Genomic DNA, 12,647 nt, shown 5'->3' on the forward strand with positions numbered 1-12,647 from the left:
ATATTTTTTAAATGTTAGAAAGATTTTATATACTTGACTGAGTATGAAAAGTTCCTAGAATTCGCCCCACTTGGTGACCATCAGGGATAACCCGATACCACTGCCCTCACAGGCTCAACCCACGACTGAGCAGGTCGCATCTTGCGACTTGCCTACCCCAACCCATCAAGAACCCCTGGCACATGCCACGGCTACTTGGTATGAGAGGAATCGCCATGACAGCGACATTGACTTGGCCTCACCTGAAAGAGGCGATGTCGACCGTGGCCTTCGATGTCAGAGAAGGCTTCGTGGAAATCACACGGCACAGCCTGGCCGTGATCGGTTTGGCCGTGGTGGCCTTGGTTTTAACGCTTTTGGCTCGACCCACTCTGCAGCAAACGGCCAGCGAGACATTGATGGGATGGCTTGAATTGCGCCAAGTGGAACAAAATGCCCCCTTGGAACCCCTGATACCGACAGCAGCAGCCCGCTCCACCGCATCCCTTATGCAAGATCTGAGCAGCGATCAAGCGGCCGTCACCCGTTGGCTCAGCAGCAAATACAAAGTCTCCAATGAGCCCTTGGCAGCCCTGGTTACAGAAGCCTGGTCTTTGGGTGAGCGCAGCCAGATCTCACCCACTTTGATCTTGGCTGTGATGGCCATTGAGTCGCGCTTTAACCCCTTTGCCTTTGGCGAACAAGGTGGCTTGGGTCTGATGCAAATAGAACCTGGCGCGCACACCGGTGCACTGTCCCCTTTTGGAGGCCGTCTGGCTGCCTTTGACCCTCTGACCAATCTGAGGGTCGGCACGCGGCACCTGCAGGGCTTGATTCAGGATGCGGGGACTTTGGAAGATGCTCTTCGCTTGTACGCCATTGCCTCTGGGCAAGGCAATCACAACCAATACGTGGACCGCGTCTTGGCTGAGAAAAAGTTGTTGGACAACCTGAGCAAAGGCCAAAAAACAGCCTGGTCAGACAAAAACAACGCCGATTTACCGAAATCACCTCAAGCCCACATTTGAATTTGCCGCCCAGATCCTGCACCAGGCTGGGCTACACTCCAGGGGTGCGCAACTGGCGATAGGAGCCTGTTTTAACTGTAAAACAGGGCACTCTGACGTGGAGCGTGGTGACCCGATTCACTGCCGAACCACTGGGAAGCGCGCAGCCTGACCGCTCGTCTTGCATGGCGGACCAGGTTTTAAGCCGTTCGCCTGGGCAGCCCTTGTCAATGAACCGCTGGTTCGGGTCAAGGTCACCTCCATCCAAAGGACTGCCATGTACCACCGCAACCACCTGATTGAACAAACCGACCCCGAAATTTTCGCCGCCATCCAGGCCGAAAACGCCCGCCAAGAGCACCACATCGAGCTGATCGCCAGCGAAAACTACGCTTCGCCCGCCGTCATGGCCGCCCAAGGCAGCCAGCTCACCAACAAATACGCCGAAGGCTACCCCGGCAAGCGCTACTACGGAGGCTGCGAGCATGTGGATGTGGCCGAGCAGTTGGCCATCGACCGCATCAAACAAATTTTTGGCGCAGAAGCGGCCAACGTGCAGCCGCACTGCGGGGCATCGGCCAACGAAGCCGTGTTCTTGGCTTTCTTGAAGCCCGGCGACACCATCATGGGCATGAGCCTGGCCGAAGGCGGTCACCTGACGCACGGTATGCCCCTCAACATTTCCGGCAAGTGGTTCAACGTGGTGTCTTATGGCCTGGACGCCCAAGAAGCCATCGACTACGAGGCCATGGAAGCCAAAGCCCGCGAAACCAAGCCCAAACTGATCATTGCCGGTGCTTCGGCTTATTCATTGCACATCGACTGGGCTCGCTTTGCCAAAGTGGCCAAAGAAGTCGGCGCGATCTTTTTGGTCGACATGGCCCATTACGCCGGCCTGATCGCTGCAGGCGCGTACCCCAACCCTGTGCCCCACGCTGACGTGGTCACTTCGACCACCCACAAGAGCTTGCGCGGCCCACGCGGCGGCATCATCTTGATGAAGGCTGAGCACGAAAAAGCCATCAACAGCGCCATCTTCCCTGGCCTGCAAGGTGGCCCGCTGATGCATGTGATCGCGGCTAAGGCTGTTGCATTCAAAGAGGCGCTGCAGCCCGAGTTCAAGGCTTACCAAGCCCAAGTGATCAAGAACGCGCAGATCATTGCCGAGACCTTGACCCAGCGCGGCCTGCGCATCGTGAGCGGCGGTACCCAGAGCCACGTCATGCTGGTCGATCTTCGAGCCAAGGGCATCACCGGCAAAGTGGCGGAGGCCGCTTTGGGCAACGCCCACATGACCATCAACAAAAACGCCATCCCGAACGACCCTGAAAAGCCGTTTGTGACCAGTGGCGTGCGCATCGGCACCCCGGCCATGACCACCCGTGGCTTCAAGGACGAAGAGGCCCGCGCCACGGCCCACCTGATTGCCGATGTGCTGGACAACCCGCTGGACGAAGCCAACCTGGCCGCTGTGCGCGCCAAGGTGCACGCCCTGACCAGCCGCTTTCCGGTCTACGGCTGATCGGCCCGCACGATGAAATGCCCGTTTTGTAGCCACCTTGAAACCCAGGTGGTCGAGACCCGTTTGGCTGAAGACGGGGATTTCATCCGGCGTCGCCGCCAATGTGGCGCGTGTGAAAAACGCTTCACCACTTACGAAAAGCCGGAAGTCAACTTTCCGGCCATCGTCAAGAAAGACGGCAGGCGCATCGATTACCAACGCGAAAAACTGCGCGCCAGCCTCAACTTGGCTTTGCGCAAGCGGCCCGTCAGCACCGAGCAGGTCGATGGTGCCATCGAGCGGATCGAAGAAAAGCTGCTCAACCTGGGCATTCGCGAAGTGGCCTCGCACCGCATTGGCGAGTTGGTCATGCGCGAGCTGAAAAAACTCGACAAAGTGGCCTATGTGCGCTTTGCCAGCGTGTACCGCAATTTTGAAGACATCGACGCGTTCAAGACCCTGGTCGACGAAGTGCAGCGCTGACCCTCATCCTCACCAGGGCTGGTAGGCCTTCCAACTCTCCCAGCATTGGGCATGGGCAGAGGAGTGGTTTCAGTAGATCCCGCCTCAACAAGGTGCGCTGTCCAAGCGCTGGGCTTTTTCCAGTCGGGGCTTGCCCACCGCGTTGATCACCACCCGCCAAACATGGGCTTGCCCTGCCCCACACAGGGTCAAGGTGCCGGCCTGAAAAGAACCCGATGTGCTTTGGCTGCGGCCTTGCGGACCGTAAGAGATGTAGCGGTTCACCGTGGCGTTACCTTGCAGCTTCAAAAAGCCAGGCAAAGCCTTTTGCACTTGCAACACGGTCTCAGCCGCCTCGCGGCGACCGCTGTCGTTGCCGTCAACAAACACCACCCAGCCTTGCGACCAAGATCCTGACGGCGCGCAGTCCTCTCCTGCATCGACTGCTGTCGCACGCACGCACAGGGTTACCCGCCGCTGGCGCCGCAAGGCCTCAGAACGCGCCAGCAGCAGGCTGGCCTGCAATTGCTCAGCTTGGCTTTGCATCTGGTGTTTTTGCCGCAAGCCTTGAAGGCTTGGAGCCGCCAAAGACAGCAGCACCGCCAGCAGGGCCAGCACCACCAGCGCTTCAAGCAGTGTGAAACCTCGGTCGCGCATAACTTGCCCTCCTGTTTGATCCGTGAAAACCTGCAGCCGGTTGACTTGCCCAAACACGCATGCGGCTTAGCTGTACAACTCATTATTAAGTATTCACAATAGCCATTTTCAAACAAAAGACTGACATGAAGATGCCCGCAAGCTGTCAAACCACGGGTACAGCCGCCCAGTCATCGGGCTGGACCTTGAGTGAGCTGATGGTCAGCCTGGCCTTGGTGGCCGTTTTGGCGGCCGTGGCATTGCCCGCGTTTCAGGAACAGCAGCGACAGACTCGGCGCAGCGATGCACAAAGTGCCTTGCAGCAACTGCAACTGGCCCAAGCCCGCTGGCGTGGCACCCAAAGCAGCCATGCCAGCGATTTGGCCAACTTGGGCTGGACCAGCGACTTGTCCCCTGGCGGTCATTACCGCCTCGCAATCGAAGACGCCAGCAGCGAGGGCTACAGCCTGATCGCGACCCCCATCGGGGCGCAAGCGCGCGACAGCGCCTGCGCACCCATGCGCCTGCAACTGCGGCACATGGCCACCGTGGTGCTCAGCAGCGGGGCCGATCTTGCGGGCGATCCAGGTCGCTGCTGGCGGCAATGAGTCCACCATGCCCAAACGGTCCCGTGCTGACACCTGCGCATCGCAGCCCATGACTGAGGACTCCAAGGTTTTTTGCGGTAGGGGCCATGCCTGTGCTTGTACAGCCAGCGCTCAACAAGGCGAAACTCTGGTGGGCTTGTTGGTGGGTCTGAGCGTAGGATTGGTGGTACTGGCCGCTGGCAGCCAAATGTTGGCGCAGCACCTGCAGGGACATCGGCTGGCACTGCAAGACAGCCATCTGCACCACGACCTGCGCTCGGCGATGGACACCATCGCCCGAGAGTTGCGCCAGGCGCAATCGCTTGGACAAGCTTGGCGTGAACGTGCCAAAGCCCATTGCGCAGACGCTTTTTGCGCAGGCCAGACCGACTTGCTGGTGCAGGGCCAGCGCATCAGCTTTGGACAGGACCGCAACCAAAACGGCCTGCTGAACAACAACGAGTGTTCAGGCTTTCGATTGAAGGACCATGAGTTGCAGATCCGCACCGCCTGCACACCCGAGGTCTGGACCGATTTGACCGATGCAGGCAGCCTGAAAATGACCGACGTGGCTTGGCAAGTGCACTGCGAAAAACGCGGGCGTTGGGTGGCGCGCTGGGTCACGGTGCAGCTGAGCGCGCAGTGGCCGCGCGATGCCACGCGTGCCCTGAGTCTGTCGCAAACCGTGTCGCTGCGCAACGACGTTCCCGCCACGCCTTGGCCTGCGGTTTGTGGTGCCGTTCCATGATCCAGCCAAGCAAGCTACACCGTCCATGCGGCCCCTCGGGGCACGCAGTGCAAGACGGCGCCATCAGCTTGCTGGTTGCCATCAGCTTGGGGCTGCTGGCCAGTCTGGCCAGTTTTTACAGCGCCCGAAGCGTGCTGATGGACCGGCTGGCCAGTCACAACCAAAGCCAGGCCGCTCAAGCGCGACTGGCCGCCGAAGCGGCCTTGGCCTGGGCGCGGGCCGAAATGCAGCGGCAACACGCCAGCAGCCCGACGCCACCCGTTTGGGGCCCAAGCCCAGCCGCCGCGCCCTGCCCTGCGGCTTTCAGCGGACCACGCTGGCAGTGCGTGGCCTTGTTGCCGCCTGCACACCCGGGCTTGCCTGACGCGGTGGTCCAGGTGATGGCCGTGCGAGACCTGGTCCGCTCACCCCATGTGGCCCAATTGCTGGCCAGCGCCAGTCTCAAAGATGGCACAAGCCGAGCGCAGGTTCAGGCCCACGTGTTCATCCCCACCGTGGCACCAGCCCCAGAACATCCCAATACGGCCGCCGTGGTGCTCAATGGCTGCGCCGCGCCAGCAAGCGGTGCTGCGGTCAGCGTGTGTCCGCTCGGCAAAACAGGCATTGCCTGCAGCGGCACGGCAACCGGTGCAGCGGTGCACAGTTTCTGGTTGACCGATAAAAACAACGACGGCCTGATCTCCACAGCCGAGAGGCGCAATTGCTTGGCTTTTGGCGCAGAACATTTGCCCACAGGCGGCACACTCACCGAACCGGCCACCGCCACGCCCCGCACAAACTGCGGCAACCAAGCCTGGAGCAGCGTGTTGGGCGACATCACCCCCGAGCAGATCAGCGCCTGGTCTGAGGCGCAATCGCGCAACGGCCTGAGCACCCTGAGCCAGCCCGCGCGCAGCGTCTACTGGGTAGACAGCACCGCCACCTGGAGCCAAAGCCTGGGCACTCCAGAGGCCCCGGTGCTGGTGGTGTTTTCGGCCCAAGCCTGCGCCCAACGCTGCCCGTCCATGGCCCCGGGTGTGCGTGTGGTGGGCACGGTGGTTCTGCAAACCCAATGCCAGGACGACAAAGCCCGGGCCTGGCACGCCGGGCACATTGAAGGGCAACTGGTGGTCGAGTCCGGCTTGCCCGAGTTGCAAAGCGGCAGCCGGATCGAGGCCCGCGAACTTCACCAATCCCCTCACCGATTGCCCTGGCCCCCGGGCATCGACGCGCGGCAGGTACAGCGTGTGCCTGGCAGCTGGCGCGAGGGTGAGCCATGAAAGCCGCTTCCGCCAAATGCCGCGCGCCTGGCCAGCCACCCCACGCCAACTCAGGGCGCACAGCCCAAGGCATGGCGCTGATCGAGGCGCTGGTGGCCTCGGCGGTGCTGGGCATTGGGTTGGCCGCTGCCACGCGCCTGACCCTGCACAGCCTGCTCACTGCCAGTGAAACCCGGCAACACACCGTGGCCCTCGCTCTGGCCCTGGATGCCATGGACTGTCTTCAGTCCAGCCGCTCTGGCTGCTCACTGCAGGCCTCCACCACGGTGCAGGGCACCACCTACAGAATGCAAAGCCAGGTGCAAACGCGCCCCGGTCTGGCCTTGGAGGACCTGCAGGTGCGCGTGCAGTGGCCCACTGTCGGACCGGCGTTAGGGGCCACAGGTGGAGGCTTTGGCGGGAACTCGCCCGGGCAGGCCCAGCCGCGCATGGGCGAACTCACCCTGCACAGCAGCCGCGATGCGGTGCCCGCTTGGCTTGGCGTATCCTTGCCATGATTTGCTGCACCCGTCTTTCGCTGTGACCCTCTCGAACCCGACACCCCAAGCCATGAACTTGGCCCTGAACCTGGCCCGCCAGGGCCTGTGGCTGACCTCGCCCAACCCGCGTGTGGGTTGTGTGATCACCGCCGCCGACGGCACGGTGCTGGGCCAAGGCCACACCCAGCGTGCAGGTGGCCCTCATGCCGAAATCATGGCCTTGCGGGACGCGGCCGAGCGTGGGCACCATGTGCACGGTGCCACCGCTTGGGTGACGCTGGAGCCCTGCGCCCACCACGGGCGCACAGGACCTTGCTGCGACGTGCTGGCGGCGGCGGGCATCGCCCGCGTGGTGGCGGCCCTGACCGATCCCAACCCCCAAGTGGCGGGCCAAGGCATGGCGCGGCTGGCGGCTGCGGGGGTGCAGACCCACATCTTGGATGCGCAGGATGACACCGCCGTTGAGGCCCGTGAATTGAACATCGGCTTTTTCAGCCGCATGGAACGGGGCCTGCCCTGGGTGCGGATGAAGGTGGCCGCCTCTTTGGACGGACAAACCGCCCTGCAAAACGGCCAAAGCCAGTGGATCACCGGCCCCGAAGCCCGCACCGACGGCCATGCCTGGCGCGCCAGAGCCTGCGCCATCCTGACCGGCATCGGCACTGTGCTCGAAGACGACCCTTTGCTCAATGTGCGCGGCATGGACACCCCGCGCCAACCGCACTTGGTGGTGGTGGACAGCCGCCTGGACATGCCCCTGAATGCCCAACTGCTGGACACGCAAGGCACGGGCGATCAGGCCCGGCAAATCTGGGTTTACACCGCCACCACAGAACATTTGGACAAACGCGCCGCGCTGACGGCACGCGGCGTGACCGTGATCGACTGCCCCGGCCCCGGCGGCAAGGTCGATCTGGCGGCCATGCTGCGCGACCTGGCCCGGCGTGAGATCAATGAGCTGCATGTGGAAGCCGGGCACAAGCTCAACGGCTCCTTCATACGCGAAGGGTTGGTGGACGAATTTCTGGTTTACCTGGCTCCGCAACTGCTAGGGCCCGGCCAAGGCCTGGCCAATTTGCCTGCGCTCACCGAGTTGCATGGCGCTGTGCAGCTGGCCTTTCATGCGGTGGACCGCATCGGACCCGATTTGCGCCTGTTGCTGCGCCGGGCTTGAGGCTGTAAAACCTCGCGTCAGAACGCCAGCGTCTTCACGCCTTGAGCAGTACCCAGCAGGCACACCTGCGCTTTTTGCAGCGCAAACACACCGACCGTGACCACGCCAGGCCATTGGCTGACTTCGGTCTCGAACGCCACCGGGTCGGTGATCGTCAAACCCTTCACATCCACAATATGCTGCCCGTTGTCGGTCACGAGCGGCTGGCCGTCTTTCAAGCGAACCACCGCGCTGCCGCCCATGGCTAAAAACTGGCGCATCACGCGGGCCGTGGCCATGGGGATCACTTCCACGGGCAATGGAAACGCACCCAAAGCACCGACCAATTTGCTCTCGTCGGCGATGCAGACAAACTTTTTACTCTGGGCCGCCACGATTTTTTCTCGGGTGAGCGCCGCACCACCACCCTTGACCATGTGGCCTTGGGGGTCGATTTCATCCGCGCCGTCGATGTAGACCGACAAGCTCTCGACCTCGTTGCTGTCAAACACCGGAATGCCCAGGGCTTTGAGGCGCACGGTGGAGGCTTCGGAACTGGACACCGCGCCTTTGATCTGGTCCTTCATGGTGGCCAGGGCGTCAATGAATTTGTTCACCGTGGAGCCGGTGCCCACGCCAACGATCTCCCCGGGAACAACGTATTTCAGGGCGGCTTGGCCCACCAGGGCTTTGAGTTCGTCTTGGGTCATGAAAGGGGCTCGGTTGATCAGGCAAAAAGGCGGGCCGAGGTTTGCGACAATCGGAGCAACCGATACCCACGACCCTGCACCAGCCCGGAATTATCCAATGTCCCTGATCCCCTACGCCTTCGCCCGCCCCTTTTTGTTCAAAATGGACCCCGAGGCGGCCCACGACCTGACCATCGAAGGCTTGGCCCGCACCCAAAACACCCCGCTCGACTGCGCTTACCGCCAGCCCTTTGTGGCGCAACCCACCATGCTGGCAGGTCTGCACTTTCCCAACCGTGTCGGCATGGCTGCGGGTTTGGACAAAAACGCCCGCTGCATCGACGGTCTGGGTGCCATGGGCTTTGGCTTTGTCGAAGTCGGCACCGTCACGCCCAAAGCGCAACCCGGCAACCCCAAACCCCGCATGTTCCGCCTGCCCGAGGCCAACGCGCTGATCAACCGCTTGGGTTTCAACAACGACGGGCTCGATGCCTTCATCGCCAACGTCAAGCGCTCCAAGTTCCGCCAGCAAGGTCGCCTGCTGGGCCTGAACATTGGCAAGAACGCCGCCACACCGATTGAGAACGCGACCCACGACTATTTGATCGCCTTGGCAGGTGTGTACCCGCATGCCGACTACGTGACGGTGAACATCTCCAGCCCCAACACCAAGAACCTGCGCGCCCTGCAAAGCGACGAAGCGCTGGACGGCCTGCTGGGCGAACTGGTGGCGCGGCGCGAAGAACTGGCCACCGAACATGGCCGCCGCGTGCCCATGTTCCTCAAAATCGCCCCCGATCTGGACGAGACCCAAGTGGGCGTGATCGCCGCCACCCTTCAAAAGCACGGCATGGACGGCGTGATCGCCACCAACACCACCTTGGCGCGTGACGCCGTGAGCGGCTTGCCCCATGCCGAAGAAATGGGCGGACTGTCAGGTTCGCCCGTGCTGCAAGGCAGCAACCGCGTGATTCGGCACTTGCGCGCCGCTTTGGGCAAAGACTTTCCCATCATCGGCGTGGGCGGTATCCTGAGCGGGCACGACGCGATTTCAAAAATAGAAGCTGGGGCCGACGTGGTGCAGATTTACACCGGCCTCATTTACAAAGGCCCGGCGCTGGTGACCGAAGTGGCGAGCGCGTTGCAGCAGATGAAGCGGTGAACGCTCAGTCCTTGAAGTACACCAACTGGTGCGTGCTCGCCAGCAACTGAGCTTCGGGGCTCCACAGCTCGCCGGTCTGGTCAAAGTAGCCGTGGCGGTAGTTGAGCGCCTTGGCCACACCCAGCACATGGCGTGTGCCCACCTGCGCCAGCAAAGCACTGTCGGCGTGGAAATAGGTGGTCATTGACACCGTGCCAATGAGGGCACGGCGGCGGCGGCGGATGTAGATGCGCGGGAAAAAGCTGTCGCTGATGGCCGCCAAAGAAACAAAGTCCAGCGCCCGCTCGGGCTCGTCGCGCACCCACAGGATGGAGCGCGAATGGGCTTGCTCTTGCTCGTCAAAGACTGCGGGGAATGCGCCTTCGACAAAGCGCATGTCATAGCGCTGCAGCCAGACGGGCATGCCTTTTAAAGGCATGCGGGACACCGCAACGGGTTCGGGGAGCTTGCTGGGCATCACCGCTTCGACATCCGACCAGGTCTCGCGCCGCACGGCAAACACCGCTGTGGCGGTGGCCACCACCCCTTCAGCCTGGTGCGCTTCGATGATCCAGTGCTGGGTCGAACGGTTGGTGCGCACGGGCCGCGCCACAAATCGGATCGCACCATCGGCCACCGGGGCGGCAAAGTTGACCGTCAAAGCCACGGGTTCACCCAAGCGCTCAGGGTGCAGCATGGCCGACTGCAGCAACTGCGCAGAAGTGGTGCCACCAAAGGGCCCGACCATGTTGGCATAAGCCGGATGGGTCGCGCCCGTGAATTCGTGGGGCGTATCCGCAAGTGCTGATGCGCGCAGGTTAATGGCTTCGTCAAAAGGATGCATGCGGAAAATGAGGCTGGTGGATCACAGGTTCTTCGCGACGAGGGCGCTGCACCCAAACGTTTGACAATGGCCTTGTCTCAATGGGAGCCGCGACCCCGCGGCAGCCAAGAGCAGCATAGGTGCAAGCCCAAGCTTGCCCTGTCTCTCAAGCGATCAGCCCAACCGAGCACAGACCTCGTCAGCCATCGCCAGCGAGCTGGTCAAGCCCGGTGACTCGATGCCCAGCAGGTTCACCAGACCGGGCACGCCGTGCTCGGCGGGGCCCTGGATCATGAAGTCGGCCGCCGCTTCGTGCGGGGCGTTGATCTTGGGGCGCATGCCCGCATAACCCGCCTGCAAAGCGCCATCGGCTAAACCCGGCCAATACTTGCGCACCTCGGCATAAAAGGCATCGCCCCGGCGCGGTTCCACTTGCAAGTCCGTGGGGTCCTCGACCCATTGCACGTCAGGACCGAACTTGGCTTGCCCGCCCAGATCGAGCGTGAGGTGAACACCCAAACCGGCTTTTTCGGGCACGGGGTAAATCAGGCGGGAAAACGGTGCCTTGCCCGCCAGCGTGAAGTAGTTGCCTTTGGCGTAATGGGCTTGGGGCAAGAGGCTTTTGTCCAGCCCGTCCATCCGCCCGGCCAGCGCCACGGCGCTCAGCCCTGCCGCGTTGACCAACACCTTGCAGGCCAGCTTGGTGCCGTCTTGCGTGGTCACACGAATCGGGTGCGTGGCGGTGCCCTGCCGCACGCCAATGTGCTGCACGGGCGAGACCAGCGCCAGCAGACCGCCCGCGTTTTCCATGTCGCCTTGCAAGGCGAGCATGTAGCCGTGGCTGTCAATCACCCCGGTGCTGGGCGAGAGTAGCGCCGCTTCGCAAGCCAGCGCAGGCTCCAGCGCCTGGGCCTGAGCAGCCGTGAGTTTTTGCAAATCGTGCACGCCGTTGGCGGCGGCCTTGGCCATGATGCCGTCCAGCGCCAGCACTTGCTCGGGGCTGGTGGCCACGATCAGCTTGCCCAGCTGTCTGTGTGCCACGCCGCGCTCAGCGCAATAGGCGTAGAGCATTTGCTTGCCTTGGACACACAGCCGCGCCTTGAGCGAGCCAGCCGGGTAATAAATGCCCGCGTGGATGACCTCGCTGTTGCGCGAGCTGGTGCCGGTGCCGATGGCGTTTTCCGATTCGACCACCAGCACCTCGCGGCCCGCGAGCGCCAGCGCCCGACCCACAGCCAGACCGACCACCCCGGCCCCGATCACAACAGCTTCGATTTGTTCCATGGGCAGCATTGTGGCTCAGACGTTGAGAGTCTTGAAGCAGTGACACCCGCAAGACAGACACCCGCAACGCACACTGGCAGACTGCCTAGCATTCAACAAGGAGACCGTTTCATGTCGCTGTTCGATCTGAAAGGCAAAGTCGCTGTCGTCACCGGCTCCAGCCGGGGCATTGGCCGATCCATCGCACACCAGTTGGCCCTGCAAGGCGCCAAAGTGGTGGTGTCCAGCCGCAAGCAAGACGCCTGTGAAGTGGTGGTCAAAGAGATCCAGGCTGCAGGCGGCGAAGCCATGGCCATTGCGGCCAGCATTTCCAGCAAAGAGCAGCTGCAAAACCTGATCGCGCAGACCCGTGAGATTTGGGGGGTGATCGATATCCTGGTGTGCAATGCAGCCACCAACCCCTATTACGGTCCGGCCACGGGCATGAGCGACGAGGTGTTTGACAAGGTGATGCGCAACAACGTGCTGTCGAATGCCTGGTTGTGCAACCTGGTCTACCCCGACATGAAGGCCCAAAAAGACGGGGCCATCGTGATCGTGTCGTCCATTGGCGGCTTGCACGGCTCGTCGGTCATCGGCGCCTACAACCTGTCCAAGGCGGCCGACATGCAGTTGGCGCGCAATCTGGCGGTGGAATGGGGGCCGGACAACATCCGCGTCAACTGCATTGCACCGGGCTTGATCAAGACCGACTTTGCCAAGGCGCTGCACGAGGACCCGGTGCTGAGCGCCAAATACAACAGCCAGGCCCCTATGCGCCGTATGGGTGAGGCGGATGACATTGGCGGCATCGCGGTGTTTTTGGCGAGCCCGGCGGCCAATTATGTGACCGGTCAGACCGTGGTGGCCGATGGCGGGATGATGATTCGCTGATTCGCTGATTCGCTGATTCGCTGATT

At 62.2% G+C, this 12,647-nt stretch carries 14 protein-coding genes and 1 riboswitch; of the genes, 10 read left to right on the forward strand and 4 right to left on the reverse strand.

All coding sequences use genetic code 11. From position 1 onward, the window contains the following. The first annotated feature begins 215 nt into the window (after nucleotides 1–215). The 3 genes from ACIQ47_RS11800 (at nucleotide 216) to nrdR (ending at nucleotide 2,970) form a co-directional block, all read left to right on the forward strand. The gene (locus ACIQ47_RS11800; protein ID WP_396438305.1) at nucleotides 216–1,007 is read left to right on the forward strand and encodes a transglycosylase SLT domain-containing protein; all 792 of its coding nucleotides are present in this window, start codon (nucleotides 216–218) and stop codon (nucleotides 1,005–1,007) included. Nucleotides 1,008–1,045: 38 nt separating this feature from the next. Further along, nucleotides 1,046–1,212, forward strand: a riboswitch (ZMP/ZTP riboswitch). Between the two features lie 51 nt (nucleotides 1,213–1,263). Further along, nucleotides 1,264–2,508, forward strand: coding sequence for a serine hydroxymethyltransferase (gene glyA / locus ACIQ47_RS11805; protein WP_396438306.1), 1,245 nt, complete (start codon nucleotides 1,264–1,266; stop codon nucleotides 2,506–2,508). 12 nt (nucleotides 2,509–2,520) lie between these two features. Next, nucleotides 2,521–2,970 carry a transcriptional regulator NrdR gene (nrdR, locus tag ACIQ47_RS11810; protein WP_108353895.1) on the forward strand — a complete coding sequence of 150 codons (450 nt, stop codon included), beginning with the start codon at nucleotides 2,521–2,523 and terminating at the stop codon, nucleotides 2,968–2,970. 84 nt (nucleotides 2,971–3,054) lie between these two features. Here nrdR and ACIQ47_RS11815 read toward each other — a convergent pair whose 3' ends face one another. Next, a complete protein-coding gene (locus ACIQ47_RS11815; protein WP_396438307.1) occupies nucleotides 3,055–3,606 on the reverse strand; it encodes a GspH/FimT family pseudopilin in 552 nt (183 codons plus the stop codon). 125 nt (nucleotides 3,607–3,731) lie between these two features. Here ACIQ47_RS11815 and ACIQ47_RS11820 point away from each other — a divergent pair, with 125 nt between their 5' ends. Genes ACIQ47_RS11820 through ribD form a run of 5 tightly spaced genes read left to right on the forward strand, consistent with a single transcriptional unit; the run spans nucleotide 3,732 to nucleotide 7,832 of the window. Further along, nucleotides 3,732–4,193, forward strand: coding sequence for a type IV pilin protein (locus tag ACIQ47_RS11820; RefSeq protein WP_396438308.1), 462 nt, complete (start codon nucleotides 3,732–3,734; stop codon nucleotides 4,191–4,193). 7 nt (nucleotides 4,194–4,200) lie between these two features. Beyond that, nucleotides 4,201–4,920: a hypothetical protein gene (locus ACIQ47_RS11825; RefSeq protein WP_396438309.1), complete on the forward strand. Its 720-nt coding sequence runs from the start codon at nucleotides 4,201–4,203 to the stop codon at nucleotides 4,918–4,920. Then, complete coding sequence (locus ACIQ47_RS11830) at nucleotides 4,917–6,179, forward strand: hypothetical protein (RefSeq protein ID WP_396438310.1); 1,263 nt, start codon at nucleotides 4,917–4,919, stop codon at nucleotides 6,177–6,179. The genes ACIQ47_RS11825 and ACIQ47_RS11830 overlap by 4 nt, the downstream gene beginning before the upstream one ends. After that, nucleotides 6,176–6,676: a hypothetical protein gene (locus ACIQ47_RS11835; RefSeq protein ID WP_396438311.1), complete on the forward strand. Its 501-nt coding sequence runs from the start codon at nucleotides 6,176–6,178 to the stop codon at nucleotides 6,674–6,676. The genes ACIQ47_RS11830 and ACIQ47_RS11835 overlap by 4 nt, the downstream gene beginning before the upstream one ends. Before the next feature lie 52 nt (nucleotides 6,677–6,728). Then, nucleotides 6,729–7,832 carry a bifunctional diaminohydroxyphosphoribosylaminopyrimidine deaminase/5-amino-6-(5-phosphoribosylamino)uracil reductase RibD gene (ribD, locus tag ACIQ47_RS11840; protein ID WP_396438312.1) on the forward strand — a complete coding sequence of 368 codons (1,104 nt, stop codon included), beginning with the start codon at nucleotides 6,729–6,731 and terminating at the stop codon, nucleotides 7,830–7,832. A 17-nt stretch (nucleotides 7,833–7,849) separates the two neighbouring features. Here ribD and rpiA read toward each other — a convergent pair whose 3' ends face one another. After that, nucleotides 7,850–8,521 (reverse strand): ribose-5-phosphate isomerase RpiA, encoded by a 672-nt coding sequence (gene rpiA, locus ACIQ47_RS11845; protein WP_296292100.1) that lies wholly within the window; start codon nucleotides 8,519–8,521, stop codon nucleotides 7,850–7,852. 97 nt (nucleotides 8,522–8,618) lie between these two features. On the opposite strand from rpiA, the gene ACIQ47_RS11850 reads away from it, so the two are divergent. Beyond that, nucleotides 8,619–9,662, forward strand: coding sequence for a quinone-dependent dihydroorotate dehydrogenase (locus tag ACIQ47_RS11850; protein WP_396428840.1), 1,044 nt, complete (start codon nucleotides 8,619–8,621; stop codon nucleotides 9,660–9,662). Between the two features lie 4 nt (nucleotides 9,663–9,666). Here ACIQ47_RS11850 and ACIQ47_RS11855 read toward each other — a convergent pair whose 3' ends face one another. After that, nucleotides 9,667–10,485: an acyl-CoA thioesterase gene (locus ACIQ47_RS11855; RefSeq protein WP_396438313.1), complete on the reverse strand. Its 819-nt coding sequence runs from the start codon at nucleotides 10,483–10,485 to the stop codon at nucleotides 9,667–9,669. Nucleotides 10,486–10,638: 153 nt separating this feature from the next. Further along, nucleotides 10,639–11,748, reverse strand: coding sequence for an NAD(P)/FAD-dependent oxidoreductase (locus ACIQ47_RS11860; protein WP_396438314.1), 1,110 nt, complete (start codon nucleotides 11,746–11,748; stop codon nucleotides 10,639–10,641). 111 nt (nucleotides 11,749–11,859) lie between these two features. Here ACIQ47_RS11860 and ACIQ47_RS11865 point away from each other — a divergent pair, with 111 nt between their 5' ends. Further along, complete coding sequence (locus ACIQ47_RS11865) at nucleotides 11,860–12,621, forward strand: SDR family NAD(P)-dependent oxidoreductase (RefSeq protein ID WP_396438315.1); 762 nt, start codon at nucleotides 11,860–11,862, stop codon at nucleotides 12,619–12,621. Nucleotides 12,622–12,647 lie beyond the last annotated feature (26 nt).

This window comes from Limnohabitans sp., assembly GCF_044373035.1.
Classification (GTDB): domain Bacteria; phylum Pseudomonadota; class Gammaproteobacteria; order Burkholderiales; family Burkholderiaceae_C; genus Limnohabitans_A.

Excerpts from the sequence above, each read along its gene's own strand:
- ACIQ47_RS11800 (WP_396438305.1), top strand. The coding sequence starts at position 216 with ATGACAGCGACATTGACTTGGCCTCACCTGAAAGAGGCGATGTCGACC.
- glyA (WP_396438306.1), top strand. The coding sequence starts at position 1,264 with ATGTACCACCGCAACCACCTGATTGAACAAACCGACCCCGAAATTTTC.
- nrdR (WP_108353895.1), top strand. The coding sequence starts at position 2,521 with ATGAAATGCCCGTTTTGTAGCCACCTTGAAACCCAGGTGGTCGAGACC.
- ACIQ47_RS11815 (WP_396438307.1), bottom strand. The coding sequence starts at position 3,606 with ATGCGCGACCGAGGTTTCACACTGCTTGAAGCGCTGGTGGTGCTGGCC.
- ACIQ47_RS11820 (WP_396438308.1), top strand. The coding sequence starts at position 3,732 with ATGAAGATGCCCGCAAGCTGTCAAACCACGGGTACAGCCGCCCAGTCA.
- ACIQ47_RS11825 (WP_396438309.1), top strand. The coding sequence starts at position 4,201 with ATGCCCAAACGGTCCCGTGCTGACACCTGCGCATCGCAGCCCATGACT.
- ACIQ47_RS11830 (WP_396438310.1), top strand. The coding sequence starts at position 4,917 with ATGATCCAGCCAAGCAAGCTACACCGTCCATGCGGCCCCTCGGGGCAC.
- ACIQ47_RS11835 (WP_396438311.1), top strand. The coding sequence starts at position 6,176 with ATGAAAGCCGCTTCCGCCAAATGCCGCGCGCCTGGCCAGCCACCCCAC.
- ribD (WP_396438312.1), top strand. The coding sequence starts at position 6,729 with ATGAACTTGGCCCTGAACCTGGCCCGCCAGGGCCTGTGGCTGACCTCG.
- rpiA (WP_296292100.1), bottom strand. The coding sequence starts at position 8,521 with ATGACCCAAGACGAACTCAAAGCCCTGGTGGGCCAAGCCGCCCTGAAA.
- ACIQ47_RS11850 (WP_396428840.1), top strand. The coding sequence starts at position 8,619 with ATGTCCCTGATCCCCTACGCCTTCGCCCGCCCCTTTTTGTTCAAAATG.
- ACIQ47_RS11855 (WP_396438313.1), bottom strand. The coding sequence starts at position 10,485 with ATGCATCCTTTTGACGAAGCCATTAACCTGCGCGCATCAGCACTTGCG.
- ACIQ47_RS11860 (WP_396438314.1), bottom strand. The coding sequence starts at position 11,748 with ATGGAACAAATCGAAGCTGTTGTGATCGGGGCCGGGGTGGTCGGTCTG.
- ACIQ47_RS11865 (WP_396438315.1), top strand. The coding sequence starts at position 11,860 with ATGTCGCTGTTCGATCTGAAAGGCAAAGTCGCTGTCGTCACCGGCTCC.